At 61.6% G+C, this 26058-nt stretch carries 19 protein-coding genes; 11 read left to right on the top strand and 8 right to left on the bottom strand.

The genetic code is table 11. The features are described from left to right. Positions 1 to 74: 74 nt before the first annotated feature. Positions 75 to 3035: a bifunctional [glutamine synthetase] adenylyltransferase/[glutamine synthetase]-adenylyl-L-tyrosine phosphorylase gene (locus LC343_RS10620; RefSeq protein WP_223477085.1), complete on the top strand. Its 2961-nt coding sequence runs from the start codon at positions 75 to 77 to the stop codon at positions 3033 to 3035. Between the two features lie 63 nt (positions 3036 to 3098). After that, positions 3099 to 3860 carry an EF-hand domain-containing protein gene (locus LC343_RS10615; protein WP_223477084.1) on the top strand — a complete coding sequence of 254 codons (762 nt, stop codon included), beginning with the start codon at positions 3099 to 3101 and terminating at the stop codon, positions 3858 to 3860. A 27-nt stretch (positions 3861 to 3887) separates the two neighbouring features. Here LC343_RS10615 and LC343_RS10610 read toward each other — a convergent pair whose 3' ends face one another. Next, positions 3888 to 6182, bottom strand: coding sequence for a PAS domain-containing sensor histidine kinase (locus LC343_RS10610; RefSeq protein WP_223477083.1), 2295 nt, complete (start codon positions 6180 to 6182; stop codon positions 3888 to 3890). Positions 6183 to 6398: 216 nt separating this feature from the next. Continuing rightward, positions 6399 to 9038, bottom strand: coding sequence for an aminopeptidase N (gene pepN, locus LC343_RS10605; RefSeq protein ID WP_223477082.1), 2640 nt, complete (start codon positions 9036 to 9038; stop codon positions 6399 to 6401). A gap of 181 nt (positions 9039 to 9219) precedes the next feature. On the opposite strand from pepN, the gene LC343_RS10600 reads away from it, so the two are divergent. After that, positions 9220 to 11526 (top strand): xanthine dehydrogenase family protein molybdopterin-binding subunit, encoded by a 2307-nt coding sequence (locus LC343_RS10600; protein WP_223477287.1) that lies wholly within the window; start codon positions 9220 to 9222, stop codon positions 11524 to 11526. Positions 11527 to 11542: 16 nt separating this feature from the next. Beyond that, positions 11543 to 11986, top strand: coding sequence for a D-aminoacyl-tRNA deacylase (gene dtd / locus LC343_RS10595; protein WP_223477081.1), 444 nt, complete (start codon positions 11543 to 11545; stop codon positions 11984 to 11986). Between the two features lie 91 nt (positions 11987 to 12077). Here the strand turns inward: dtd and LC343_RS10590 are convergent, their stop codons facing one another. Beyond that, complete coding sequence (locus tag LC343_RS10590; RefSeq protein WP_223477080.1) at positions 12078 to 13166, bottom strand: GGDEF domain-containing protein; 1089 nt, start codon at positions 13164 to 13166, stop codon at positions 12078 to 12080. Positions 13167 to 13468: 302 nt separating this feature from the next. Here LC343_RS10590 and LC343_RS10585 point away from each other — a divergent pair, with 302 nt between their 5' ends. The 3 genes from LC343_RS10585 (at position 13469) to LC343_RS10575 (ending at position 17126) form a co-directional block, all read left to right on the top strand. Further along, positions 13469 to 14566: a CaiB/BaiF CoA transferase family protein gene (locus LC343_RS10585; protein WP_223477079.1), complete on the top strand. Its 1098-nt coding sequence runs from the start codon at positions 13469 to 13471 to the stop codon at positions 14564 to 14566. A 199-nt stretch (positions 14567 to 14765) separates the two neighbouring features. Then, positions 14766 to 16115, top strand: coding sequence for a mechanosensitive ion channel family protein (locus tag LC343_RS10580; protein ID WP_223477078.1), 1350 nt, complete (start codon positions 14766 to 14768; stop codon positions 16113 to 16115). 144 nt (positions 16116 to 16259) lie between these two features. After that, positions 16260 to 17126, top strand: coding sequence for a DMT family transporter (locus LC343_RS10575; RefSeq protein WP_238484245.1), 867 nt, complete (start codon positions 16260 to 16262; stop codon positions 17124 to 17126). A gap of 8 nt (positions 17127 to 17134) precedes the next feature. Here LC343_RS10575 and LC343_RS10570 read toward each other — a convergent pair whose 3' ends face one another. Together LC343_RS10570 and LC343_RS10565 are read right to left on the bottom strand one after the other, a co-directional pair. Continuing rightward, positions 17135 to 18382 (bottom strand): MFS transporter, encoded by a 1248-nt coding sequence (locus tag LC343_RS10570; protein ID WP_223477076.1) that lies wholly within the window; start codon positions 18380 to 18382, stop codon positions 17135 to 17137. A gap of 91 nt (positions 18383 to 18473) precedes the next feature. After that, positions 18474 to 19292: a uracil-DNA glycosylase gene (locus tag LC343_RS10565; RefSeq protein WP_223477075.1), complete on the bottom strand. Its 819-nt coding sequence runs from the start codon at positions 19290 to 19292 to the stop codon at positions 18474 to 18476. A gap of 276 nt (positions 19293 to 19568) precedes the next feature. Here LC343_RS10565 and LC343_RS10560 point away from each other — a divergent pair, with 276 nt between their 5' ends. Continuing rightward, positions 19569 to 21263, top strand: a complete 1695-nt coding sequence (locus tag LC343_RS10560; RefSeq protein WP_223477286.1) for an electron transfer flavoprotein-ubiquinone oxidoreductase — start codon at positions 19569 to 19571, stop codon at positions 21261 to 21263. 9 nt (positions 21264 to 21272) lie between these two features. Here LC343_RS10560 and LC343_RS10555 read toward each other — a convergent pair whose 3' ends face one another. Continuing rightward, positions 21273 to 22028 (bottom strand): endonuclease/exonuclease/phosphatase family protein, encoded by a 756-nt coding sequence (locus LC343_RS10555; RefSeq protein WP_223477074.1) that lies wholly within the window; start codon positions 22026 to 22028, stop codon positions 21273 to 21275. 336 nt (positions 22029 to 22364) lie between these two features. Between LC343_RS10555 and LC343_RS10550 the strand changes: the two genes are divergently transcribed. Beyond that, positions 22365 to 22508 carry a hypothetical protein gene (locus LC343_RS10550; RefSeq protein ID WP_223477073.1) on the top strand — a complete coding sequence of 48 codons (144 nt, stop codon included), beginning with the start codon at positions 22365 to 22367 and terminating at the stop codon, positions 22506 to 22508. Positions 22509 to 22544: 36 nt separating this feature from the next. On the opposite strand, the gene LC343_RS10545 is transcribed toward LC343_RS10550, so the two are convergent. Further along, positions 22545 to 23447 carry an NAD-dependent epimerase/dehydratase family protein gene (locus tag LC343_RS10545; protein WP_223477072.1) on the bottom strand — a complete coding sequence of 301 codons (903 nt, stop codon included), beginning with the start codon at positions 23445 to 23447 and terminating at the stop codon, positions 22545 to 22547. 127 nt (positions 23448 to 23574) lie between these two features. On the opposite strand from LC343_RS10545, the gene LC343_RS10540 reads away from it, so the two are divergent. Then, entirely contained in the window at positions 23575 to 24507 is a 933-nt protein-coding gene (locus LC343_RS10540; RefSeq protein ID WP_223477071.1) for a cation diffusion facilitator family transporter, read from the top strand. A 13-nt stretch (positions 24508 to 24520) separates the two neighbouring features. On the opposite strand, the gene LC343_RS10535 is transcribed toward LC343_RS10540, so the two are convergent. Continuing rightward, complete coding sequence (locus tag LC343_RS10535) at positions 24521 to 25372, bottom strand: polyphosphate kinase 2 family protein (RefSeq protein WP_223477070.1); 852 nt, start codon at positions 25370 to 25372, stop codon at positions 24521 to 24523. 208 nt (positions 25373 to 25580) lie between these two features. Between LC343_RS10535 and LC343_RS10530 the strand changes: the two genes are divergently transcribed. Next, positions 25581 to 26027 carry a CreA family protein gene (locus LC343_RS10530; protein WP_223477285.1) on the top strand — a complete coding sequence of 149 codons (447 nt, stop codon included), beginning with the start codon at positions 25581 to 25583 and terminating at the stop codon, positions 26025 to 26027. The last annotated feature ends 31 nt before the right edge of the window (positions 26028 to 26058 follow it).

Genomic DNA, 26058 nt, shown 5'->3' with positions numbered 1-26058 from the left:
CCACAGACTTGAATCGGTTTCGCGGCTTCGTCCTCCAAACCGTTGACGAGACTCGTGATATTGCGGAGGGGCGCTTGGCGGACGACGGCACGGCCTGGTTTGGAAAACCGGCGAAGACGATTCATCCCGGCGATGCGGCGGCGGCTGAGAAAGCGCAGGGCATCCTTCTCGCAGCTTGCGAGAAAGCGGATGCTGTCCGATTGGGCGAGGCTGTTCGTGATGGCGGCGCATTGTCCGAGTTCCTCGTCGCGGTCATGGTGCTGTCTCCCTTCCTCGGTCATCAGATCGAGCGGCAGACGGACGTTCTTGAAAGCCTGTTCGATGTTCCCCTGACCGAGGCCCTGGAGGCGATACTCAGGCGCACCGAAACGATGCGCCATGGAGAAGGGATCGCATCGAGCGAAGCCGAAACCATGACTGCTTTGCGCCGCGAGAAGGCGGTGCTCCATCTTCTGCTCGCGCTTGGCGACATCGCCGGCGCGCTGCATGTCCGTGAAACGACCACATGGCTGTCACGGTTTGCGGAAACGGCATTGGGCGCTGCCATCGCCTTCATCCTGCGCGATGCCCACAATACCGGCAAGCTGACCCTGTCTGATCCCGATGAGCCGGAGGCCGGCTCGGGATGGATCATGCTTTCGATGGGAAAGCTTGGAGCCCATGAGCTGAATTATTCCTCGGATATCGATCTGATCGCGCTGTTCGACCCCGATCCGGCGGGGCTGTCCTGGCCCGACCGTTACATGATCGGCGAAACCATGGGGCGGATGACGCGGCGTCTCGTGCGGATCATGCAGGAGCGCACGGGCGACGGTTACGTTTTCCGCACGGACCTCAGGCTGAGGCCGGATCCCGGCTCCACCCCGCTGGCGATCCCGGTCGAGGCGGCGCTCGTCTATTACGAGGCGCGCGGCCAGAACTGGGAACGCGCGGCCATGATCAAGGCGAAACCCGCCGCCGGCGATATCGACGCCGCGGAGCGTTTCCTCTACGAATTGCGTCCTTTCGTCTGGCGCAAGCATCTGGACTACGCAGCCATCGCCGATGTCCACTCGATCAAGCGGCAGATCCATGCCCACAAGGGACATGGGTCGATCGCGATCGAGGGGCATAACGTCAAGCTGGGGCGCGGCGGTATCCGCGAGATCGAGTTCTTCGTCCAGACCCAGCAGCTCATCTTCGGGGGCAGGGTGCCGGAGCTTCGCGGGCGCGGCACGATCGCCATGCTCGATGCGCTCGCCGAGCATGGCTGCATAGAACAGCAGGCGGCCGAGGTGCTTGGCCGGTGCTACGTCTTCCTGCGCCGTGTCGAGCACGCGATCCAGATGATCGCCGACGAACAGACCCACAAGCTCCCGGATGACCCGGCGGGCGTGGAGCGTGTCGCCCGGATGCTGGGATATGAGGACGCAGAAACGTTTCGTGCGGACTTGCTGGAAACGCTGCGAACGGTCGAGACCCACTATGCGGCCTTGTTCGAACACGAGGCCGAACTCGGCTCGGAAGGCAATCTCGTCTTTACCGGCGGCGAGTCGGACCCGGATACGGTCGAGACACTTTCCCGCATGGGCTATTCGCGCCCCGGCGACATCTGGCGGGTCGTCAGCCAGTGGCATATGGGCCGGTATCGGGCGGTTCAATCCGAGCGGGCTCGCTCCCGGCTGACCGAGATCACGCCGCTTCTTCTGAAGACCTTCGCCGAAAGCGGCCAGCCCGACGATGTGGTGATCGGCTTTGACCGGTTTCTGTCCGGGCTTCCCGCCGGTATCCAGGTCTTCTCCATGCTGCAATCCAACCCCCGGCTGATCCATCTGATGGCGCTGATCCTGTCGGCGGCGCCACGGCTCGGAGCGATCATCGCCGCAAAGCCGCTGGTTTTCGATGGCATGCTCGATCCGGCGTTCTTCACGGGGGTTCCCGCGAAGGAGGATCTGCGCGGGCGACTTGAAGACTTTCTGGGCGAGGCGCGCGCCTACGAGGAAACGCTGGACCGTTTGCGTATCTTCGCCTCCGAGCAGCGCTTCCTGATCGGGGTACGGCTTCTGACTGGCAGCCTGGAGCCCTTGCGGGCCGGACAGGCTCTCGCCGATCTCGCGGAACTGATCGTCGAATATGCGCTCGAAGCGGCGCGTGACGCACTCGCCGAGAAACACGGCGTCATCGAGGGGGGCGAGGTGTGCGTCATCGGACTGGGGCGTCTCGGTTCGCGCGAAATGACCGCAGGCAGCGACCTCGACCTAATTCTGCTCTACGACGCGCCCAGTGACGCGGAGAGCGACGGCGAAAAGCCGCTCGTGGCCTCGATGTATTTCATGCGGCTTACACAGCGCCTCATGGCCGCGCTGACCGCGCCAACCGCCGAAGGCGTTCTCTACGAGGTCGATTTCCGCCTTCGCCCGTCGGGCAATATGGGGCCACTCGCGACATCGTTCCGGGGCTTTTCGAAGTATCAGCGCGAGGACGCATGGACGTGGGAACACCAGGCGCTTTGCCGGGCGCGCACCGTCGCGGGCGATCCGGGCCTGCGCGAGAAGACGGAAACCGAGTTGACGGCAATCCTCGAGATGCCCCGCGATATCGAGAAACTGAAATCCGACATCGTCTCCATGCGTCGTCGTCTCTTGAAGGAGAAGCCGGCTCGTTCGCCTTGGGACGTCAAGCTGGCGGAAGGCGGTCTCACGGACGTCGATTTTATCGCGCAGTTCATGGTCTTGTCCGGCTTACCAAATCGTAATTTGAACGGACGCGACGCCGCGCATATCTTTAAGTCATCGGAAGATGACGGACTGGACAAAAACGCAAAGGATCTCCTTGTCCGCGCCTTTTCCGATTACACGGCGATCATGCAGATTGTCCGGTTGTGTTCGGAGAAGGGGTTCGACCCCGAAACCGCACCGAAAGGACTGATCGATCGACTGTGCGCGGCCGTCGGATTTCCGACATTGGAAACCTTGCGGGCGCACATTGCGGAGACCGAAGACAATGTGGCGGAGATATTCCGTTCCGTCCTTGGGGATCCGCGTTCCGAACCGTGAAGGGAAGCGCGGGTCGGCATTTCTACGCATCGGGGGTGACGAACGATGCAAAGGACGACTGTCATGAAAACCAATTCCAAGATCGTATTGCTTGTGGCCGGCGTTGCACTGTCCGCCACCGCACTTTCGACTGCCTACGCCCAGAACGCAGGCGGAAACCAGCCGGCGCCGCGCAACAACCAGGACTGCCAGGTTCAGCAGGGCGCCAACGGCAATGCGCCGTGCGCTCCGGGCGGGCAGGGCATGGCTCCTCAGGGCATGGGTCAGCAGGCCATGGGCTCCCAGGGCATGGGGCCGCGTGATGGCGACTTCCGTGGCAAGGGACATGGCAAATGGGGCCGCCAGATGGCTTCCAATGAGAACGGTCGACGTGGCCATGGCATGGACAATCGCGGCGGTCGCGGTTTCGGCGGCGAAGGTCGGCAAGGCCCGAATTTCGAGATCATGTTCCAGAAGGCCGACAAGGACAATTCCGGCACCGTGACGCTCGAGGAATTCGCGGCGACATCGCCGTTCACCTTCACCGATGCGGATGCTGACGGCGACGGCAACATCACCGCCGTGGAACTGGCCGATCAGATGCAGCGCCAGATGCTGCTTCGCCGCGCCGAACGCATGATCCAGCGCTTTGATACTGACAATGACGGTCAGGTTTCCACCGCCGAGATCGAAAGCCAGCGCAAGGAAATGTTCTCCCGTCTCGATATCGACGAGTCCGGCGCGATCGAACAGGATGAAATGAACTTGCGCGGTGGCGATCACCACCGGGGTGATCGCGGTGGAAAGTTCCACCGGTCTGGCGGCAAGGGATGGGATCGCAACTGATCCCGCTATCGTTTTCCTGATCTCCAGTCAGGCAGGGGCCGTCTCGTGCGGCCCCTGTTTTTTGTTCGCTCCATCGCCCGTCTCGCGGACGTCGGAGGGGATGCGGACGGCGACGATCGTGCCCTTGTTCGGCTTCGAGCGGATTTTCAGCGATCCCCCATGCAGCTCTGTCAGCGATTTAGAAATCGCAAGGCCGAGCCCGGAGCCGGAGTGATTGCGCGTCAACTGGTTCTGGACCTGCTCGAATGGGCGCCCGAGCCGTTTGAGAGCCGATGCCGGAATGCCGCAGCCCGTATCCTCGATTGAAATCTGAACCGCTCCCGAGACCGATTTCGCGCGAATGCGGATGCGGCCGCCTTCGCCGGTGAATTTGATTGCGTTCGAGAGCAGGTTGATGACCACCTGTTTCATGGCACGCTTGTCGGCGAAGATGCGGATAGTCTCGCCGATGGACTGTTCAACGGCGATGTTCTTTTCTTGTGCCTGTATCGCGATCATGTGCAGCGTTTCGTCGATCAGCGGCGCGAGGTCGAGTGTCTCGGGTTCGAGCTGCATCCGCCCGGCCTCGATTTTCGACATGTCGAGTATGTCGTTGATCACGCCGAGCAGGAAAGCGCCCGATGCGTGGATGTCGCTGACATATTCTTCGTAGCGGTCCGAACCGAGCGGCCCGAACATTCCCGACTGGAGAATTTCGGAAAAGCCGATGATCGCGTTCAGCGGCGTGCGCAATTCGTGTGACATGTTCGCGAGGAAACCGGACTTCGCCTTGTTGGCCGCTTCCGCCCGGTCGCGCGCTTCCAGATATTTCGCGTTCAGTTCCTCGAGTTCGCCGGCCTTTTGCTGCGATGCCTTGCGCGCGACCGACAGATCGTCGATCGTCGCCATCAGGCGGCGCTCGCTCTCCATCAGTCTTTCCTGATGCAGCTTGAGCTGCGTGATGTCGGTGCCAACCGAAATCGTTCCGCCGCTCGACGTGCGTCGTTCGTTGACTTGCAGCCAGCGCCCGTCGGCGATCTGGCGCTCGAAGGTCTGTGCCTGGTGCTGGGTCTTCGGGCTGGGAATGCGCCTTTCGCTGACGGGTTGGCGCATCATCGAATTGATAGCCGAGCGCTCTGCGCCTGGTTGAACGGCTTCCGGCGGCAGGCCGTTATATTCCTGGAACTTGGTGTTGCACATCACGAGCCGATCGTCGCTGTCCCACAGCGCGAAGGATTCCGATGTGCTCTCGATGGCCGCGCGCAGATTGTCGTTCGCGATGGCGTTCTCGGTTTCCAGCCGGTGCTGCTCGGTGACGTCGACGGCGATTCCGATCAGGTGAACGCCGCTACCGCCTTTCTCCACGAGTTCGGTGCGGATTCGCATCCACCGATAGTGGCCGGCGGCGTGGCGCATGCGGAACAACTGATCGACCCTGCGGATTTCCTGCGCGGCGGCGCGCTGGGCCAGGTCGAACAGATCGATGTCTTCGGGATGGATGAGATCCTTCACTTCGCCGAAGGACAGGATATCCTCGCTTGCCGCGTAGCCGAGCATGTCGAACATCGAGCGCGACCAGTAGATGCGTCCGCGCGCGAGATCCCAGTCCCACAGCCCGCAATGCCCGCGCGTCAGCGCGAGATCGACGCGCTTCTGGGTTTCGCAATAGGTCTCGTCGGCTTCCTTGGTCCGCGCGGCCTGTCCGAAATAGGCATAGAGCAGGATGATCAGGATCGATGAACTGGCGACGAACAGCGTCACGTTGAGCGACACACGCTTGCGCCACTGCGAGAAAAGATCACCCTGCGATTGCATGACCGCGATGACGGCGTTGCCGCCGTCGAGTTTTGCGAATGCCGCGATATAGGTTTCACCGTCGAGCGTCACTGGCTGCACGCCCGCGCCCGCGCCGAAAAGGAAGAGGGCCTGTTCGCCGTGCAGTCGCTGCCGCAGGTTCTGGTTCAATAAGCCGGCATCCTGTCCGCGTGCGGCGATGACCGTGGCTTTCGTGTCCGTAACGAGGATGAACCGACCGTTGAGCGTGGCTTCCTCGGGCAGTGCGCGCGCAAGAATGTGCTCGTACTGCGACGCGGTCTCCGGAGCGAAGCCCGAATGGCGCGCGCTCTCGACAGCTGAATTCGCGACACCGGATATCAGCGACAGGTAAAGCTGGCCGTCATGGATCGTCTCGGATCGGTCGGCGATCAGTGACATTGCGCGTGCGAGGAAAACGACACCCAGGAAAATCGTGATGAGGATCGGGATGGAGCGTTTGAGAAGCGGCTCCATCGCCTCCAGACGCGCATAGGCGGGACCGGCCAGAAACCGTGCATGGCCGGTCATTGTCGTAGAGCCGTCTATTCCCGCAATTGACAACACTTATCCCCTCGGCGCCGTAGGCTACCGTTACAGCCCCGCACAAAGGCCGCCTTTAACTTCTTGTCCTGAAACAGGATCCGGATACCGCACTCCCGAATCACCCATAATGAATCAAAAGTGATTCGGGCTGTCCAGTCGGTAGGGGAGATTTTTATCGCTGGCCCGGCCGGGGGCGGCCGATCAGGTCAGCGTCCGGTCGAGAATATCCCGCACATCGCGCGAAAGATTTTGGCGCTCAGCCAGCGTGGCCATCGCACCGCGCGCCAGTTCGCGCCGTCCGGCTTCGAGGTTCTTCCAGGAACGCATCGCGGTCAGAAGACGTGCCGCGACCTGCGGATTGTAGCCATCGATGCGGCCGATCGCCTGGCAGAGGAATTGATAGCCTTCCCCGTCCGCGCGGTTGAACCCGGTCGGATTTCCCGTCGAGTATGCCCCGATCAATGCACGCACGCGGTTCGGATTGTCCCAGGCGAAGCCTGGATTTCCGGTCAGGGCCTTGACGGAATCGAGCGTCTTCGCACCCGGAGCCGTGGCCTGAATCATGAACCATTTGTCCATCACGATGGGTTCGGCGCGGAATTCCTGCTGGAAGGCGGCCAGGGCATCCAGGGTCTCGTCGGCCTTGGGCTTGAGATGCACCATCAGCGCAAGCGCGTGCGCGCGGTCCGTCATGTTGTCGGCATCGCCATAGACCTTGGCGGCGAGTTCGATATCGCCGGCGGCATGGCAAAGATAGGAAAGCGCGATGTTGCGCAGCGACCGTTTGCCGGCGCTGACCGCGTCGGGAGAGTAGGGGCCGTTGGCCTCGAGGCCATGGAACAGGCGGGCGAATATGCGTTCGCCGGCCTTGCCGAGTTGCCTCGACGCGGCGGCATGCACCCGGTGGATTGCGTCCGGGTCGATATCGGATCCGATTTCACGGGCGATGTCGTTTTCGCCGGGTAACGTCAGGCAGAAGGCGCGGAATGCGTGTTCGTAACTGTCGTCCGACGCGATCTGAGTCAGAATATCGCAGGTGGCGAGATCCAGCACGTCGCCGGAATCGTCGTCCGTCCGGAAAGCCGCCTGTTTCATTTGGCGTGCGATGAGCGCCGAAAGGGCCTGCCAGCGGCCATATTCGTCGGGGTCGTTGCGGGCCAGGAAGGCGAGTTCGCCATCGTCCGGCTCGGGATAGATCGTCACCGGCGCGGAGAAACCGCGAAGAAGCGAAGGCACCGGCCGTTCCGCAATCCCTTCGAAGACGATCTCGTGTTTCGGCTTGGTAATATGGATGACATCGCCGGTCACATCCGCGCCCGATACGCCATTCCATTCCATGTCGCCCGCGCCGACAAGACCGAACTTGACGGGTATGTGCATCGGCGCGTGGGGCGCGCCTTCGACCGGCGGCTTGAGACGTTGTTCGACTGTCAGCGTGAATTGCTTCGCCGCCGCGTCGTAGTTGTTCGAAACGATGAGGTTCGGTGTGCCCGGCTGCTCGTACCAGAGCGCGAATTGCGACAGGTCCTTACCGCTCGCGTCCTCGAACGCCTTGATGAACTGCTCGATCGTCGCAGCCTCGCCGTCGTGGCGGTCGAAATAGAGATCGAGACCGGCGCGGAACTTTTCCGGCCCGAGTATGGTGCGGATCATGCGCACCACTTCGGAGCCCTTTTCGTAGACCGTCGCCGTGTAGAAGTTGTTGATCTCCGAGTAGCGGCGCGGCCGAACCGGATGGGCGAGTGGCCCGGCGTCTTCCGGGAACTGGTGCGCCTTCAGGAGTTTCACCTCGGCGATCCGCTTGACTGTGCGCGAACGCATGTCGGCGGAGAACTCGTGATCGCGGAAAACCGTCAGCCCTTCCTTCAGGCAAAGCTGGAACCAGTCGCGGCAAGTGATTCTGTTGCCTGTCCAATTGTGGAAATACTCATGCGCGATGATCGCTTCGATATTCGCGTAGTCGGCGTCCGTCGCGGTGCGCTCATCGGCAAGGACATACTTGTCGTTGAAGACATTGAGCCCCTTGTTCTCCATCGCGCCCATGTTGAAATCGGAGACGGCGACGATCATGAAGACATCGAGATCGTATTCCCGGCCGAACGCCTCCTCGTCCCACTTCATCGACCGTTTCAACGCGTCCATCGCAAAGGCCGCGCGGGGTTCCTTGCCGTGCTCGACATAGATTTCCAATGCCACGTCGCGACCCGACATGGTCGTGAAACTGTCGCGGACGACGCCGAGATTGCCCGCGACCAGCGCGAAAAGGTAGGACGGCTTGGGGAAGGGGTCGTGCCACACGGCATAATGCCAGCCATTGTCGAGGACGCCGTCCTCGATCCGGTTGCCATTGGAAAGCAGAAGCGGCGCGTCCTCGGTGCGCGCCTCGATACGTACCGTGTAGACCGACAGGACATCCGGACGGTCGAGGAAATAGGTGATGCGGCGAAATCCCTCCGCCTCGCACTGCGTGCAATAGGTCCCGCTGGAGCGGTAGAGACCCATCAGCTGCTTGTTGGCGGATGGATCGAGCGCCGTTTCGATCTCGACGGTAAACGTGTCGCTCTCCGGCAATTCACCGATAGAGAGCCTGTCGGGCGATACTGTGAAGCCGTTCTCTGCCAGCGTCTCGCCATTGATCCGCAGGTCTTTCAGAACAAGTTCATCGCCGTCGAGCGTGAGCGGCGCATCCGCCGGCACGCCCTCACGGCGCCGGATGCCGAGCTTGGCGCGCACAACGGTCGCGTCCGGCTGCAGGCTGAAGGACAGATCGGTCGTTTCGATGAGATAATCGCTCGGCCGATAATCCTCGAGGCGGATGACGGTTCCGGTTTCGGTGCGCATGCAGCATTCCTGTCTGACGGGATTTCTCGCAACCGGCCATGGGCGCGAGCGGCGAAACTTGTAACGGTGACGAGCCAAATGCTCGACATTCGGGTTTCATCGCATATGTTCCCAAACGCGAAATCAGCCGATGTTCACATGCGATGCCTTGGACATGGCGGATCAGAGGGATGAAATCAAGATGAATGTCGCACCGCCCAAATTCGGAGCAAAGTCGCTTATCGGAGCCGCTGTCCACCGCAAGGAGGACGACGCCTTCATTCGGGGGAAGGGGTGCTACACCTCGGATATCCGCAAGCCCGGCATGCTGGAAAGCTTCGTCGTCCGTTCGCCGATCGCCAATGCCGCGTTCCGTATTACGTCCGTTGAGGATGCGAGATCGGCGCCCGGCGTCCATCTCGTCCTCACCGCGGATGACATATCTCATCTCGGTACGCTGACCGCGATGGGCATGCAGCCCGGCCCCGACGGCACGAAGGCGCCTTACCGTCCGATTCCCGTGCTGGCCTCCGACCGCGTGCGCCATGTCGGCGACGCCATCGCCTTTGTGGTCGCCGACACGCTGGACCAGGCCAAGGATGCCGCCGAACTGATCGAGATCGATTTCGACAGTGATGATGCGGTCACCACGATGACCGGTGCGATGGAAGACGGTGCGCCGCTTGTCTGGCCGGAAGCCGGCTCGAACACCGCATATCTTTTTGCGACGGGCGATCAGGACGCCGCGAAGAAGGCCTTCGCCAACGCGGCCCATGTCACGTCAATTGACTTCGTGCAGAACCGTCTCGTCTCCAATTACATGGAAACGAGGGCGGCAATCGGCGAATACGACGAAGACGCCAATCGTTTCACGCTGACCTGCGGTTCGCAGGGGGTGCATGGCCAGCGCAACATCATACGCGATGGCATTTTCGGCGGCGATATCGATTTGCGCGTCGTCACGCCCGATGTCGGCGGAGGATTCGGACCCAAAGGCTTCGTCTATCGCGAATATCCGCTGGTTCTCGAAGCGGCAAAGCGCCTGGGTAAGCCGGTTCGCTGGGTCGGTGACCGGACCGAGCATTTTCTCGTCGATGCCCATGGTCGCGACAACACCGTCCATGCCGAGATGGCCATGGACGAAAATGGCAAGTTCCTGGCGCTGCGCATCGAACTGATCGCAGACATGGGCGCCTATACCCACCAGTTCGGCGTCGCGATTCCCTATTTTGGCGCGATGATGGCGACGGGCGTCTACGATATCCCGGTACTCGACTTCAACTTGACCGGCGTCTTCACCAATACCGCTCCCGTAGATGCCTATCGTGGCGCCGGACGCCCGGAAGCCGCCTTTCTGATCGAAAAGCTCGTCGACGCCTGTGCGCGTGACCTTGGTCTGCCGCGCGAGGAGTTGCGCCGGCGCAACTTCATTCGGCCCGACCAGATGCCCTACCTGACACAGGGTGGTCGCAACTACGATGTCGGAGAGTTCGAAGCCTGTATGGAGCAGGCGATGGAAAACGCCGGCTGGGCCGCGTTCGAGGAGCGGCTGGAGGCCTCAAGGGCAAACGGCAAGCTGCGCGGCATAGGCATGTCCTACTATATCGAGGCATGCGCCTTCGCCGGGTCCGAGCCCGCCTATGTGCAACTCCTCGACGACGGCACCATCACGATGGATATCGGGACGCAGTCCAACGGCCAGGGTCACGCTACCGCCTATGCCCAGTTCGTCGCCGAGACGCTCGGACTCGATGTCGACAAGGTCACCGTGATCCAGGGAGATACGGACCGGCTTGCGAAGGGCGGCGGTACCGGTGGCTCGCGCTCAATCCCGCTTGGCGGCGTATCCGCCTACTATGCCGGAGAGGCGCTGGCGGAAAAGATCCGCAAGCTCGCCGCGGACGAACTGGAAGCATCCGCCGACGATATCGAACTGGTCGGTGGCCAGGCTGTCGTCGCCGGAACCGACAAGTCGGTCTCCTTCGCCGATATCGCTGCGGCTGCCACCAACCCGGCCGACCTGAAAGCCGATGGCGAGTTCAAGCAGGATGAGGCGACCTATCCCAATGGTTGCCACATCTGCGAGGTGGAAATCGATCCGGCGACCGGCGTGGTGGAGATTGTCGGTTTCACGATGGTCGATGACTACGGTCTGACCGTGAACCCGATGCTGCTGCTCGGCCAGGTGCATGGCGGCGTTGTGCAGGGTATCGGCCAGGCGCTCTACGAGGATGCCGTCTATGACGAGAGCGGCCAGCTTCTGACCGCAACCTTCATGGATTACACCATGCCGCGCGCGGATTTTTTCCCGAATTTCGCATTCGACACCCGCAACGTGCCATCGACCACCAATGCGCTCGGCATCAAGGGCGCGGGAGAGGCGGCGACCATCGGATCGACGCCCGCGGTGGTGAGCGCGGTCACCGACGCGTTGTGGCGCGCGAAAGGCATCGGACACATCGACATGCCCGCATCGCCGCAGAAGGTATGGGCAGCGCTGAACGGCTAAGGGGCGGAGCTGATCCATGCGGGCGTTGGTCCAGAGAGTTTCGCAGGCGAGCGTCACCGTCGACGGTGCGGTAACGGGCGAGATCGGGACGGGCTTGCTCGTTCTCGTTTGCGCCATGCGTGATGACACGGAGGCGCAGTCCGAATGGCTCGCTCGCAAGGCCGTCAATCTGCGCATCTTCCGCGACGAGCAGGACCGCATGAACCGCTCGCTGCTCGATATTGGCGGAGAGGCTCTGATTGTCAGCCAGTTCACGCTGGCTGCCGAGACCAAGGGCAACCGTCCTGGCTTTTCCGCCGCGGCCGCGCCCGACGAGGGTCGGCGGCTTTACGGGCATTTCTCCGAACAGGTGGAGAGCCGTGGCGTTTCGGTCGCCAACGGCATCTTCGGCGCGGACATGAAGGTCGCGCTGGTCAATGACGGGCCGGTGACGATCTGGCTCGACACGGATTCGAAATGAGGTCCGGGGTAAGAGCGTCTCGACGGCTTGTTCGCAAACCGGCGAACTCCTTGCCGTCTACGTTCAAGTACGGATCGTACTCTTGGGGAGCCTACGCGGAGGGGTCGCAGATAACCCGGTTGCGGCCGGCATGCTTGGCCTGGTAGAGGCGCGCATCGGCGCGCTGCACCAACTGATCCCCGGTCTCGCCGGGTTGCAGATGAGCGATGCCGAATGAACTGGTGACCTTGCCGATCGGATCCTTGCCGCGTGACATCACAAGGTTTGCGCTGTCCAGTTGCGCCATGATGTGCGTGATGAGGCGCTGCGCATTGCCGATCGTCGTGGAAGGCAGAATGATGCAGAACTCCTCGCCGCCATAGCGTGCGACAAGGTCCTGGCCCTTCACGTTCTTCATCAGCAGGGCCGCGAAATATTTCAGGACGTCGTCTCCGACCTGGTGCCCGAACGTGTCGTTGATGCGTTTGAAATGGTCGATATCGGCCATGACAAGGCAGAGTGGATTGCCCGTGCTGCGGGTTTCCGTCACGAGCCGCGTCAGGGCGCGCTCGAAGTAGCGTCGGTTCGACACGTTGGTAAGGGGATCGCGGAACTCGTTCTCGCGTGATTTTTCAAGGCTCGTGCGCAGCTTGCGGACTTGAACGCGCGTCTGTTCGAGATCGCGGTTGAGCTTGACGGATTCGGCGCGCATCCGCGCGTTTTCCATCATCAGAACTTCCACGGTTTTGCGAACCTGCGCCGGTGTTGCGGCCGCGGAAAGCTCGTTCGCTCCCCGTTTAAGCGAACCCGAATAATGCTCGTTCGTCGCGAGGTGGCTGTGCACGCGTTGCATCGCCTTGTCCATCTCGCGGTCGAGATGATAGCCGAGCATTTCCTGCTGGCGTCGTTCGGTTTCGCCGGTGGCGAGATATTCCGAATGGAGCTGGCTCAACTCGTAGGAGTCGATTGAGCCGTCCTTTTCGATGATTTCGCTGATTTCACGGCACAAAGCCTCGGGCCTGCCTGAGGCGAATGCGTACCAAACGTCGAAGTTCTTCGGCGTTGGCGGCGTTTTGTAGGTCTCGGCATAGCGCAGCGCCCTGCTGGAAAGGGAGACGGCCCGTTCGAATTCGAGATCGGCGGGTGCTCCGGTATCTTCGGTCCTTTTGTCGTCATGCGAGCGTTTCGGATTCTGAAGCATGGAACTGTTTTCTGCGAGAATGGGCCGCAATGGGAGCGGCGCGGGTACAAACGCACATTGTCGGCATGATCTCGACAGGATCGTCGAATGACCGCATCATGCGGTCGTTGCCCGAACCAACCCGCTAAATTTTGCAGTTTAATGTTAACATTCTGATACGAAAGACAGATTTTATCGTTTGGATCACGGCCTTTGCGCCGGCCACGAAATAGGGCGTACACTTTAAAGTTGGGTTACTGCCGGGACACTCGCTTCGTTTTGCCGCACTCGCGGAAACAATGGCGGGAAGCGGGGAGGATAGAGTGCTGGAAGGTATCCGGATCATAGAGATCGAAGGGCTCGGACCAGGTCCGTTTGCCGCGATGACCTTCGCGGATCTCGGCGCCGATGTGGTAACGATTCATCGAAAGGATGTCGCCGGTGCGTCGGTTGCTGCGGAACGCAATTTGCTGGATCGCGGCAAGCGCTCGATCGCGCTCGATCTGAAGGACCCTGAAGACATAGTCACGGCCCGCTCGCTGATCGCCTCGGCCGATGGGCTGATCGAGGGGTTCAGGCCCGGCGTGATGGAGCGCCTGGGGCTCGGTCCCGATGAATGCCGTGCCGACAATCCGGCGCTTGTCTACGGGCGCATGACAGGTTGGGGGCAGGAGGGGCCGCTGGCGCAACGCGTAGGCCACGACCTGAACTACATCTCGCTCTCCGGCGCGCTTTGGTACGCGTCACCGCCCGGGGAAGCGCCGGTCACGCCGCCGACGCTGGTCGGCGATATCGGTGGCGGGGCGCTCTACCTCGTGATCGGCATGCTTGCGGCATTGCTGCGGGCGAAATCGACCGGTGAGGGGGAAGTGGTCGATGCCGCGATCGTCGATGGTTCCGCGCATATGATGAATCTGCTCATGTCGCTTTCGGGCAGCGGCGTCTTCTCGCTTCAGCGCGGCGGCAGCCTGCTCGATGGTCCGCATTGGAGCAGGACGTATCGCACATCCGACGGCGGTTTCGTATCGGTGCAATGCCTCGAGCCGAAATTCTATGGGCAGTTTCTGGATCGGATGGGCCTCGCCGACGATCCGGAGTTCGTCCGCCAGTTCGACCAGACCCTGTGGCCTACTCTTCAGGAACGACTGTCGACCATCTTTGTTCGGGAGACCCGAACGCACTGGACCGAACTGTTTCGCGATACGGACTGCTGTGTCGCCCCGGTCCTTGATCCCGGCGAGGCGGCCGGCGATCCCCATCTTGCGTCCCGGTCGGTCTGGCACGAGACCGACGGGCATTTGCAGGCCGCGCCGGCTCCGCGCTTCTCGAGTTTGCCGGAATGGAGCCCTCGGCCCAGCCCTGCGCGCGGCGAGCATACGGCGGAAATCCTGGCGGAACTGGAACGTCTGCGCGGCCAATAGCGGCCCGTCCAGCGGCAGAACCCCCCGGTCTTCCATGGCTGTGGCCGAACCGCCGAATGCAACTGCGACGCCTCGCTCTCCGCAAAAGCGCGACTGCTCACCTCGCTTTGTGTATTGGGCAGGCGCCAAAATGGCTGACAACACGCCGGCGACGAAATAACGTCGCCCCGGATTCGGTTCGATCTTCCGGGATACTCCCTTGCAAAAATTTATCACTCTGCTGTTCGCCGCGCTTGTCTCCCTGTTCGCGACCTTTGCCTGGGGGCAGGAAAACGGCCTCATCGAAACGGGCGACCAGACGATTGGCGACAGCGAAATCGATGCGCGGATCGAAGCGATCCTTGACCAGCTCGACGGTCTCCAGACCGTATTCGTGACCGTGCGTTCGGGTGTCGTCACGTTGCGCGGAAAGGTCCGCGAAATTGCGCTTGCCGACCAGGCAGGAGCGATAGCCTCGCGCGTGAAAGGTGTCGTCGCGGTCAAGAACCAGATCGAGGAAGTGACCTCGCTTTCGAGGCGTCTTTCGCCCGTTTATGAGCGGCTGGCCCACCGCGTTGTGCAGGCGATCGGGTATCTGCCTCTGCTCGCTGTCGCCATAGTCTGTTGGTGCGCGATCTTCATGGTCGGTTGGCTGGCGGCCCGGCGCGATTGGCCGTGGAGCCGCATCGCGCCGAACGCCTTCATCGCGGAACTGCTCCGGCAGATGGTCCGGCTCGCATTCTTTGTGCTTGGCGCGGTGATGGCGCTCGACATCCTGGGCGCAACGGCCCTGCTTGGAACGATCCTGGGTGCTGCCGGCATCGTCGGTTTGGCGATCGGTTTCGCGGTTCGGGATACGGTCGAGAACTATATCGCCAGCATCCTCTTGTCCGTCCGCCAGCCATTCCGGCCGAAGGACTATATCTGCATCGAGAGCTACGAAGGGTTCGTCATCGCGCTGACCTCGCGCGCCACGATCCTGATGGACCCCGACGGAAACCATATCAGGATCCCCAACGCCGCCGTCTTCAAGAGCAACATCACCAACTACAGCCGCAATCCGCAGCGGCGGTTTGTGTTCAAGCTCGGCATCGGGCCGGAAGGCAATTCCGACAAGGCGCTCGAGATCGTCCTCAAACGGATCAAGGCGCTCGATTTCGTCTTGAGCGATCCCGGCCCGGACGGTTGGATCGAGGAGATCGGAGACTCCACGATCAATCTCACATTCGTCGCCTGGATAGACCAGAACCAGACCAGCTTCCTGAAGGCGCGGTCGGAGGCGATGCGGCTTGCCAAGCGCGAACTCGAGGCCAATGGCTTTACATTGCCCGAACCGACCTATCGGGTTCGCATGGCCGGCGAGGGCACCATGTCCGCGCCGGATACGACGACAAAAACCCCCGTTGTCGCCGACACTCAGGAAACGCCTGTCGCGGAAACCGAGGAGACGTCCGCTGTGAACGACACCAGTCCCGACGAGGCTGTGACCCGCAAGATCGACGAGGAACGAACGCATGCCGCCAAGGGTGATCTGCTCAGCGAGAAGGATCCGGACCAACTGAACGGCTAGCCGTGATACATGTGACGGCTTCCATCGCGGAGTTTATGGCGCTACGAACCGTGGTGAATGTCACCCGACGGTTCCTCTCTTCCACAATCCCGCCCCCTTCTGGCCATCGGTATGAAGGTCGGTTCCGTTTGCGCATTTATGGGAATGGCGACGGCGATCAAATATGCCGGGCAACTGCCTGCCGGACAGATCGTTTTCTTCCGTTCATTCTTCGCGATTCTGCCGATTGTCCTTTATCTCGTGATCGCGGGGCAACTCGCCGGCGCATGGAAGACGAAGCATCCCGTCGGCCACATCATGCGCGGCCTTGTCGGTGTTACGGCGATGGCGCTCGGCTTCATTGGCCTGACACGCCTGCCGTTGCCGGATTCGACGGCGATCGGCTATGCGCGCCCTCTGGTGACGGTGATACTCGGGGCCGTGTTGCTGGGCGAGGTGGTGCGCCGCTACCGCTGGGGAGCGGTCATCGCCGGCCTTGTCGGCGTGCTCGTGATCTCTTGGCCGAAACTTCAGCTCTTCCGCGGTGATGGCGGGTTTGGCGGGGACGAAGCCATAGGGGTCCTGGCGACCTTCGCGTCGGCCTGTATCGCGGGCCTCGCAACCGTGCTGGTGCGACGGTTGGTCGACACCGAGAGGACGGCGACCATCGTCCTTTATTTCTCGGTCACCGCCACGGTGTTTTCGCTGGTGACGATTCCCTTCGGCTGGGAAGCCTTGTCGCCCACGCAGACCATTTCCCTCGTCCTGTCAGGTTTCTTTGGCGGTCTCGGTCAGATCCTGCTGACCGAAAGCTATCGCCACGGCGAGGTGTCGACAATCGCGCCGTTCGAATACACCTCGGTCATCCTTTCCATCGTGATCGGATATTTCGTCTTCACCGAAGTGCCCGGCTGGGCGACGATCATCGGATCGGCCATCGTTACCGGCTCCGGTATCTTCATCATATATCGCGAGCACCGGCTTGGCCTCGAGCGCGGCAAGGCGCGACGGGCCGTGACACCTCAGGGCTGACGCAGATTTCAGGTTACGGTTTCCTCTGCGCGCGGATCGAGCTGGATGCCTTCCGGGGTTTGCGCCGACGCGTTCGGCGGCGCGTAGGTGAAGTCGGTCATTTCGTCCTGCGGCACCGCATCGCGCCGGGTCAGACGCCAAGCGGCATAGAAGGTGAAGGCAAGGAACGAAAGCGCCATCATGGCAAAAATCCCCGCCGGGCCGATCACGTTCATGAAGCCGCCGGCGATCACCGGTCCGGCCATCGAGCCGACGCCGTAGATGATCAGTAGCCCCGACGACACTTCGACGAAATCGTCGGGCGAGGCATGATCGTTCGCATGGGCGACGATGATCGAATAGAGCGGCATCAGCACGCCGCCAAACAGGAACATCAACACGAACAGCATGGTCAGCGACGTCCCCGCCGTCATCGCCAGAAGCGTGGCCAGCACGACCCCGGCCGTCGTCGTTGCGATGATGACATGGCGGCGGTCCGTCCGGTCGGAATACCGCCCGATCGGAAACTGGAAGACCATGCCGCCGATCATGACCAGCGCCATGGTCGTGGCGATCTGGGCCTGCGTCAGCCCGGCCGCCTGAAGAAAGACCGGCGTCTGGAAACTGTAGGCGCCGAAAGCCGCGCCTGTCACCGCGACCCCGACGAAGGCGAGCGGCGAGTTCGCGAACAGCTTGCGCAGGTCGAGTGAGACCTGGGCCAGCGGTTTCGGCGAGGAGGCGTTGGACAGTCCGGTGGGGATCACGGCCGCGGCGAACAGCATCGCGGAAACCATGAACAGCGTCGCCATTGCCGGATTGGCCGCCGCGAGAAGGAATTGCCCGCTCATCAGGCCGATCATGGTCACCACCATGTAGACCGAGAATATCTTTCCGCGCTCTTCATTCGGCGCTTTCTCGTTCAGCCAGCTCTCGACGATCATGTAGGTGCCGGCAAGCGCGAAACCGCCGATGCCCCGCGTGATAATCCACGCGACGGGGTGGACGACCAGCGCATGCATCAGGATCGACATGGCGAGGGCCGCTGCCAGGACCGCATAGACGCGCACATGACCGACGCGCAGCACCATGCGCGGCACGAACAGGCAGCCCGCCGTGAAGCAGAGCGCATAGCCGAAGCCGATCCAGCCGATGACGAACGGACTCCAGCCCTCGATCGCGGCGCGGATCGGCAGCAGCACGCCGACAAGCCCGTTGCCGGCGAGAAGCAGAAATGTCGATGTCAGCAGTCCCGCGACCGGACCGACGAGTTGAAGCATTGTGAGTCTCCGGCTTGTCCGATGCACGCCTAACGCGGATGGGTGAAAGGCGCATGAAAGAGAGGCGACGAATGATGCCTCGAATACGCCGTCATGAATCCGGCGTTGCCGTTTCGAGCCGGTCCCGTATCTTCAGGAGATCGGCCCAAGCATAGCGTTTCTGTGCGGTTTGTTCTAGCAGGTAGCGCGGTTGTAGCGTGGCGATCGCCGGCACTTCGAACCCGCCAGCCGTCCGCACCGCTTTCCACACGCCGCGCAAATTGAGGATATCCGCCGACGCGCCGAGCATGATCCGCGCTGCGCCGTTTCCGAGCAGGACCAGGAAGGCGGGGCGGGCGAGTTCGATCTGGCGCTCCACGAACGGCTTGCAGATCGCGGATTGCAGCGGAGAAGGCGCGCTGTTGCCAGGCACTCGCCACGGAACCGCAAAGCCGAGATAGCAATCGTCACGCGACCGCCCGATGGCCGCCAGCATCCGGTCAAACAATTGTCCTTCCGGTCCGGTGATCGCATCTCCGCTGGCATCGTCGTCTCGCCCGGGCGCATCCGAAATCATCATCATGGGCGCGTCGCGGTTGCCGCCCTCGAAAATCGTGTGGCGCGCGGTGAGCTTGAGATTGCAGCCGTCGAAAGCCTCGACGGCCTTTTTCAGGTCGTCCAGTGTCTCCGCACCGGCTGCGACCTTGGCCGCGAGCGCGATCACATCCGAATCCGGCATGGCCGGTAGTCGCGCCGGCGCCGTCGGAGGCGGTGCGGTTTGTTGTCTGGGGGCGGGTTGTTCCGCAGCCTGCGTCGAAATCTCGAACCGATCCGGCGCGTCGTCGGACAGCGGAAAATCGAGCCCGCTTTCCGCATAAAAGCGCAGCAGGCTTTCCAGTTCGCCCCGCGTCATGTCCGTCGCCTTTACCATGCCTCACCTTTCGCAGACGGCGCGGGCGGCTTCAAGCGGTCGTTACGCGGAAGCGGCCCTGAGGACTACAGGACTTCGTCGCAATCACGAACGCGTTCGTCTTCGTCATTGACGTTTACGTTCAGGTCAATAAATTGACGGAAAAATGGCTTGTTCGGCGCTTGCGGTGGGAAATCAGGCGGATACATTCGGCGCCGACCCGAGGCAGGACCGCCCAAGAGCGCCGGATGCCACGGCATGGAGTGGAGACAGAACATGAATGATACCGCTAATCCGATGAACGAACCGCGCGAAAGCATGGAATTCGACGTGGTGATCGTCGGGGCGGGCCCGGCGGGACTTGCAGCGGCGATACGGCTGAAACAGGCCGACCCGGAAATGACGGTGGTCGTGCTGGAAAAGGGCGCCGAGGTGGGTGCGCATATCCTGTCCGGCGCGGTGGTCGATCCCGTCGGGATCGACAAATTGATCCCTGACTGGCGCGATGATCCGGATCATCCCTTCAAGACCGAGGTTACCGACGACCAGTTCCTGTTCCTGGGCCCTGCGGGGTCGCTCCGCCTGCCGAATTTCGCCATGCCGCCATTGATGAACAATCACGGCAACTACATTGTCTCGCTCGGCAATGTCTGCCGCTGGCTGGCGGGCAGGGCGGAAGCGCTGGGCGTCGAGATCTATCCGGGCTTCGCCGCCGCTGAGGTGCTCTACAATGAGGACGGCTCGGTCAAGGGCGTCGCGACGGGCGACATGGGCATCGAACGGGACGGAACGCCCGGCCCTATGTATGCGCGCGGAATGGAACTGCACGGCAAGTACACGCTGATCGGCGAGGGCGTGCGCGGCTCGCTTGCCAAGCAGCTGATCGCGAAGTTCGAGCTCGATTCCGAAAGCGACTATCCGAAGTTCGGCATCGGCATCAAGGAACTCTGGGAGGTCCGCCCCGAGAAGCACCGCCAGGGATTGGTGCAGCACTCTTTCGGCTGGCCGCTCGACATGAAGACCGGCGGCGGCTCTTTTCTCTATCACCTTGAGGACAATCTGGTCGCGGTCGGCTTCGTGCTGCACCTCAATTACCAGAATCCTTATCTTTATCCCTTCGAGGAATTCCAGCGCTTCAAGACACATCCCGCCATCCGCGACACGTTCGAGGGCGGCAAGCGCATCGCTTACGGTGCGCGCGCGATCACCGAAGGCGGATTCCAGTCCGTTCCGAAGGTTTCCTTCCCCGGCGGCGCTCTGATCGGCTGTTCGGCCGGCTTCGTGAACGTGCCGCGCATCAAGGGCTCGCACAACGCGGTGCTGTCCGGCATTCTGGCTGCCGACAAGGTGGCGGAGGCTCTCAAGGCTGGCAAGGCCAATGACGACGCGCTCGATGCCTATGAGAACGAGTGGCGCGACAGCGAGATCGGCAAGGACCTGAAACGCGTGCGCAACGTCAAGCCGCTCTGGTCGCGTTTCGGCACGGCTCTCGGCGTCGGTATCGGCGGCATCGACATGTGGATCGCGCAGATCACCGGCGGCTGGTCGCCGCTCGGTACGCTGAAACACGGCAAGCCGGATTACGCTGCCACGGCAAAGGCGTCGAAGTTCAAGCCGATCGCCTATCCGAAGCCCGACGGCGTGCTGACCTTCGACCGACTGTCCTCGGTGTTCCTGTCGAACACCAACCATGAGGAGGATCAGCCGGTCCATCTCAAGGTCAAGGACATGGACCTTCAGAAATCCTCCGAATATGCTGAATTCGCGGGACTTTCCGCCCGTTATTGCCCGGCTGGCGTGTACGAATGGATCGATGCCGACGGCAACTCGGTCCCGGCGGACGCTGACCGCAAGCCGGGCGATGCGGTCCGCTTCCAGATCAACGCCCAGAACTGCGTCCACTGCAAGACCTGTGACATCAAGGACCCGAACCAGAACATCAACTGGACGGTGCCGCAGGGCGGCGAGGGGCCGGTCTATCCGAATATGTAAGAGGGGCGCTTAGAACGCGATATCGGCGACCACAGGCAGGTGGTCGCTTCCAGCAAACGGCAATGTCTCGATGCTGGTGATCGTGAATTCGTCCGAGACCATGATCTGATCGATCGGCAGGCCGATCAGAGGTTTCAGCGCGTTCGGCAGATGCGACGAAAGCCAGGTCGCGCGTACCCCCGGAGCCGGCGCGGTGTCCGTGAGCCGAGCAATCTGATGAACGCCTTCGCTCCATGTCGTGGCATTGAAGTCACCAGCCAGAATGAGCGGATGGGGCAGGGCGGCGAGTTGTCCGGACAGCTTGTCGATCCCTTCTTGCTGGTTGAACGGCCAAGGCCAGAAACCGTGGTAACTCGCGAAGGTTATCGGTTCGCCGCCGAGGTCGAGCCGGATCGCCGACAGGGCAAAACTTTCGACGCAGTCGATCTTGTCCCTGGCTGCCGGAAGGCGCGAGATCACCGTCGCGCCGCCGATTGCCGAATCGCCACAACGCAGTTGTACCGGATAGTCGTTCTTCAGCAGGTTGATCAGCGCTTTGGGGCTGTCCGTGACCTCCTGCAGAAAAACAACATCCGGGTCTGCGGCGCGGATGACCCGGGCGGCGAGATCGGTCTGCGTATTGTCATACAAGGTATTGAACTGCAGCACCCGCAAACTGCGGGGCGACGCATTGGCGCTCGAGAAGGAGCCCGGCGAAAGACCCGGAAGATAGGGATAGGTGAGAACCAGCGCGGCCACAACGGTCAGTCCGCCGACCATGGCCATTCTCCGCGCGCCGAGAAATGCCGCCAGTATCGCGGCGGCGGTGAGCGCGGCTGCGAGATGGAGCCGGAAATGGGCGAGGGAATCGAATTGCGGAGCCAACCGGTTGAGCAGTGACAAGCCGGTCGGAATGGCGAGCAATATCACCGCAGCTGCCGAAAGCCGAACGAAGACTGTCCTGAACACGCGCACCGTTTTCCTTGCTGTTGCCGACGTGCATTAGCAGGGGAACGATGACCGCAGTGTGGCGCGCTCTATCGTCCGAATTTGTAGGAATATCCGACCTTGAGTGTCACGGTATTGTTGTAGCCTGCCATCTGGCAGGTCCTGGATGGGCGGATGTCGGAACTGGCAGTGCGCCACGTACACGAGCTTAAGGGGCTTGTTCTCGACTTTTCGCGCGGCAATTGGCAGCGCCTCGATACGTCAGGCGGCGCGGTCCCCGCCGTTTGGCATGAAGCCGAGCGAGCGCGGGACGCGTAGAGGTCTGGAAGACGTGCTGAGCGGCTGCGTACTGCCTCAGCCCTTCACATATTTCCGCCAGTCATGCTCTTCCTCGAAGCCGAGAACTTCGCGGATTTTCCTGTTCGAGAACAGTGCCTCGTTCTCCCCCATTTCGCGGGTCAGCGGCACGCCGGGAAAGAAGCGTTCGGCCAGCTCCGCTGTCGGGATGTTCATCCCGTTGGTGTCGTTGCCGGCGTTGAAAACCTGGAAGCCCAAACCGTCGGTCGCAAGGCAGCGATCGACGATCTGGCCGAGATCGCGCGCATCGATATAGCAGAATGCATTGCGCCTCCGCATTCCTGGATTGGCGAAATAGGTCGGGAAGTTCTGCTCATATTCGTGCGGCTCGACCACGTTGCCGATCCTCAGCGCGTAGATATCGAAGCCGGAACGCAGCGCAAAGGCGCGGGCGGTCTTCTCGTTGACGACCTTCGAAAGCCCGTAGCTGTCCATCGGATCGACGTCGTATTCCTCATCGAGCGGCAGCGATACCGGATCGCGCTTCCCGTCGGCGAAGCAGATGCCGTAGGTCGTTTCCGATGAAGCGATCACGATCTTGCGGATGCCGAGCTTCACCGCCGCCTCGATGACATTGTACGTGCCGACCGTATTGATGCGGAACGTCTCATTGTCGGGATTAATCAGGATTCGCGGAATGGCGGCGAAATGGACGACCGCGTCAAACGATGGCACGCCGTTGCCGGGCTCCAGCTCGTCGAAATTCGCATAGGAACTCATCACGTTGAACATCTGGCCGGAATCGGCGATGTCGGCCGTCAGGTTGTCGACGCCCGGATGGTCGAGCGGCGTCAGGTCTACATTGACCACCCGATGGCCTTTGTCGAGCAGGTAGGGGACGACATGCCGGCCTGCCTTGCCCGATCCGCCGGTGAAAAGGATACGCTTCTTTGCTGACATCAATCTCTCCTTCGCGGTCATCTTCGTAACATTGAACCGTGATCGGACAACCGTCTATTTTTCCTCTTGAAGCTCTAGTCGCTAGAGACACTATCTCTGCGGGACAGAGGAACCAAAGGAGTCTGTCATGGCGCATGGGCACAAGCACGGCCATCACCACCATCACGTCGATCCCGAGGCGGGAGACATGCGCGTGGCGCTGGCCGTCGGAGTCAATCTCGCCCTGACGGTCGCGCAGGTCGTGGGTGGCGTCTTGGCCGGCAGCCTGGCCCTGATTGCCGACGCCCTGCACAATTTCTCCGACGCGATTTCGCTGATCATCGCATTCGCGGCCCGCAAGATCGCCCGCCGTCCCTCCGATTCGGCGATGACCTTCGGCTATGGCCGCGTGGAGATCGTCGCCGCGCTGATCAACTACACCACGCTGATCGTGATCGGGGTCTATCTCGTCTACGAGGCGGCGATGCGGTTCCTCGATCCGCAGGATGTCGCGGGTTGGACCGTCGTGATCATTGCGGCCATCGCGCTCGTCGTCGATGTCGTTACGGCGGCACTCACCTTCGCCCTGTCGAAGGAGAGCGTGAACATTCGCGCAGCCTTCCTCCACAATGTCGCCGACGCGCTGGGCTCCGTTGCCGTCATTGTCGCGGGCACGCTGATCCTGCTCTTCGACTGGTGGCTCATCGATCCGCTCGTGACCCTGCTGATCGCCGGATACATCCTCTGGCAGGCATTCGCCGAGATCGGAGGCGTGATCCGCATCCTGATGCTCGGCAGTCCCCCGGATATCCGCACCGATGCCGTCATCGGCGAAATGGAAGCCGTCGAAGGCGTCGCCGGCATCCATCACGCCCATTTCTGGCAGATGAACGAACATGACAACGCGCTCGATGCCCATCTGGTGATTGATCGCGGCGCATGGGATCACGCCGACGACATCAAGCTTCGGGTCAAGGCGATGCTGTCCGAGAAATTCGGCATCGGCCATTCGACACTGGAGATGGAGTGCAGCCTGCATGCCTGCGACCATCCCGATCGGATCGGCGACGGTCACGGATAAGCCGGCGGAGCGTCTATTCTGTTCGGCCTGCCAGGCTTTCGATGAGGGAAGGGGTGATGTCCATGTGCTCCTTCGCCGCGTCGAGGACGGTCTCGTCCAGCAATGGCGGCTCGAGGTCGACGCCTTTGCTCAACTCGCTGGTGATCGTCTTCATCGCGGCGATCCTTGCGTGTTTCTTGTCGTTGGCCGGGATCAGATGCCAGGGGGCGTAATCCGTGGAGGTCCGCTCGAACATCTCGTCGATCGCGGTGGCATAGTCGTCCCAGCGGTTGCGGTTGCGGAAATCCTCGTAGGAGAGCTTCCAGCGCTTCAGAGGGTTTTTCAATCGTTCCTCGAACCGCGCCAGCTGTTCCTCGGGCGATATGTGGAAGAACAGTTTCACCAGCCGCGTGTCGTCGTCATGGAGCATGCGCTCGAAGTCGTTGATCTCCTTGTAGGCGCTTCTCCAGCGTTTTTCGGGAGTGAGGTTTTCCACGCGCTCGACCAGAACGCGACCGTACCACGAGCGGTCGAAAATCGTGATCGCGCCATTCGGCGGCATCCGCTCCATGAAACGCAACAGGAAATGGCGTTCGAGATAGTATTTTCGCGGCGCGCCGATAGGCCAGACCTTGAAGCTGCGCGGATCGAGCGCCGCCGAGATACGGCGGATCGTGCCGCCCTTGCCAGCCGCATCCCAGCCCTCGAAGAGGATAACCGCCGACTGCCCCGAAAAGAGGTAGGCTTGCTGGATCTGTGTGAGGAGATGCTGAAGTTTGGTCAGCTTGTTCTCATAGGCGGATCGGCCGAGGTGAAGCGTAAGGTCCACATCGGCCAGTCTGGGCGTCCCGTCCCGGGATTTCATGCCGCCGGATTTCTTGCTCATGCCCCATCGCCCTCTCTATGTCCTATGGAGACTATGCCGATTTGATGCATCGCAACAAGGCAGACGGACTGCCGGATGGCGGGCCTGCGGCACAAAGAAGCGCCTCGGCCTTGCGGGAGAGGCGGCGCGAACAAACATAATGGACGATTCCATTACCCGGAGACCGTACATGTCGAAGATTTTACGAAACACGTTTCTTGGCCTTGCCATGACGGTCATGGCCCCGTCCGCTGCCTCCGCCGAGCAGGTCGGAGAGGTCGGTGTCGACTGGCTCGGCAACGATATTGTCATCGAGGCGATCGCCGATCCCGAAGTCGATGGCGTGACATGCCACGTTGCCTATTTCGACCGCGGCCTGATCGACCGTCTGCAGAAGGGCAATTGGTTCGAGGATCCGTCCAATTCCTCCATAGCCTGCCGCCAGACCGGCCCCATCAAGATTGGGGATATCGACCTGGACGAAGACGGGGAAGAGATCTTCAAGAGCTCGCGTTCGCTGATCTGGAAGAAACTCGTCGTGAAGCGGATTTACGATCGCGATAACAACACGCTGATCTATCTGTCGCATTCCCGCCAGGTACAGGACGGCTCCGCGAAGATGGCCATCTCGACCGTGCCACTCTACGGAGAGGTGGAGCCGATCGCGGAGAAGTAATCTCCTCGCCGGAATTGAAAAGGCCGCCCGC

Origin of the sequence: Oricola indica (genome assembly GCF_019966595.1) — a bacterium.
In the GTDB taxonomy this organism is placed as follows: Bacteria; Pseudomonadota; Alphaproteobacteria; order Rhizobiales; family Rhizobiaceae; genus Oricola; species Oricola indica.
Note: the sequence above shows the minus strand (reverse complement) of the source record. Positions and strands in the feature narration are given on the sequence as shown.

What these genes read in the sequence shown, in the direction of transcription:
- LC343_RS10615 (WP_223477084.1), top strand. Translation starts at nt 3,099, where the DNA reads ATGAAAACCAATTCCAAGATCGTATTGCTTGTGGCCGGCGTTGCACTG.
- LC343_RS10610 (WP_223477083.1), bottom strand. Translation starts at nt 6,182, where the DNA reads ATGACCGGCCATGCACGGTTTCTGGCCGGTCCCGCCTATGCGCGTCTG.
- pepN (WP_223477082.1), bottom strand. Translation starts at nt 9,038, where the DNA reads ATGCGCACCGAAACCGGAACCGTCATCCGCCTCGAGGATTATCGGCCG.
- LC343_RS10600 (WP_223477287.1), top strand. Translation starts at nt 9,220, where the DNA reads ATGAATGTCGCACCGCCCAAATTCGGAGCAAAGTCGCTTATCGGAGCC.
- dtd (WP_223477081.1), top strand. Translation starts at nt 11,543, where the DNA reads ATGCGGGCGTTGGTCCAGAGAGTTTCGCAGGCGAGCGTCACCGTCGAC.
- LC343_RS10590 (WP_223477080.1), bottom strand. Translation starts at nt 13,166, where the DNA reads ATGCTTCAGAATCCGAAACGCTCGCATGACGACAAAAGGACCGAAGAT.
- LC343_RS10575 (WP_238484245.1), top strand. Translation starts at nt 16,260, where the DNA reads ATGGCGACGGCGATCAAATATGCCGGGCAACTGCCTGCCGGACAGATC.
- LC343_RS10570 (WP_223477076.1), bottom strand. Translation starts at nt 18,382, where the DNA reads ATGCTTCAACTCGTCGGTCCGGTCGCGGGACTGCTGACATCGACATTT.
- LC343_RS10565 (WP_223477075.1), bottom strand. Translation starts at nt 19,292, where the DNA reads ATGGTAAAGGCGACGGACATGACGCGGGGCGAACTGGAAAGCCTGCTG.
- LC343_RS10560 (WP_223477286.1), top strand. Translation starts at nt 19,569, where the DNA reads ATGAACGAACCGCGCGAAAGCATGGAATTCGACGTGGTGATCGTCGGG.
- LC343_RS10555 (WP_223477074.1), bottom strand. Translation starts at nt 22,028, where the DNA reads ATGGCCATGGTCGGCGGACTGACCGTTGTGGCCGCGCTGGTTCTCACC.
- LC343_RS10550 (WP_223477073.1), top strand. Translation starts at nt 22,365, where the DNA reads ATGTCGGAACTGGCAGTGCGCCACGTACACGAGCTTAAGGGGCTTGTT.
- LC343_RS10545 (WP_223477072.1), bottom strand. Translation starts at nt 23,447, where the DNA reads ATGTCAGCAAAGAAGCGTATCCTTTTCACCGGCGGATCGGGCAAGGCA.
- LC343_RS10540 (WP_223477071.1), top strand. Translation starts at nt 23,575, where the DNA reads ATGGCGCATGGGCACAAGCACGGCCATCACCACCATCACGTCGATCCC.
- LC343_RS10535 (WP_223477070.1), bottom strand. Translation starts at nt 25,372, where the DNA reads ATGAGCAAGAAATCCGGCGGCATGAAATCCCGGGACGGGACGCCCAGA.
- LC343_RS10530 (WP_223477285.1), top strand. Translation starts at nt 25,581, where the DNA reads ATGACGGTCATGGCCCCGTCCGCTGCCTCCGCCGAGCAGGTCGGAGAG.